1 pseudogene is annotated in these 607 nt (G+C 57.8%); it reads right to left on the reverse strand.

Going from position 1 to position 607, the window contains the following annotated elements:
• Positions 1-329: 329 nt before the first annotated feature.
• Positions 330-607 (reverse strand): annotated as a pseudogene (locus tag HGR_RS00325) (methyl-accepting chemotaxis protein); the annotation flags it as partial.

The following is a 607-nucleotide window of genomic DNA, read 5'->3' on the forward strand; positions in this document are numbered from 1 at the left end:
AAAGAAGCATAAGCGTTCCGAAGCGGAACATTTATGGTTCCAGCGACAACAGCTGTCGCTGGAACCATAAATATTCCACGAGAGGAAGCATAACTGTTCCGCTTAGTATCGATCTACAGAGGCGACCTGTTGGAGTCGCTGTCAACCGCTGTTCTTTGAGTGCGCGATCTGAAGGTCGTGTCAACGTATCAGTTCATCGTCGTCCCGTGGACCAGCCGCAGGGGGCACTCCAAGTGTGGGTCAAGAATTGATGGAAATATTGGGTTAGGCTTTAGCGAAATTCCACAGGCGGCTTCATAGATTGAGATTCGGTGGGGTACGGACTGGGGTCAGCGCATGGACAGTAGCACGGGCTGTGCAGTAGCACGGCCAGCACCGGCCAGCCCGGCGCCATCATGCCGGTCATCGAGTTTGAACACAGCCACGGTCTGCACCAGCTCCTGCGATTGCGAACGCAAGCTGGACGCAGCCGCCGCCATTTGTTCCACCAGCGCCGCGTTCTGCTGCGTCGCATGGTCCATGTTCGTCACGGCCTCGCCCACCTGCGCCACCCCAGCGTTTTGCTCCGAGCTGGCCGCGCTGATCTCGCCCATGATGTCCGTCACCC

Origin of the sequence: Hylemonella gracilis ATCC 19624 (assembly GCF_000211835.1) — a bacterium.
GTDB lineage: Bacteria > Pseudomonadota > Gammaproteobacteria > Burkholderiales > Burkholderiaceae_C > Hylemonella > Hylemonella gracilis.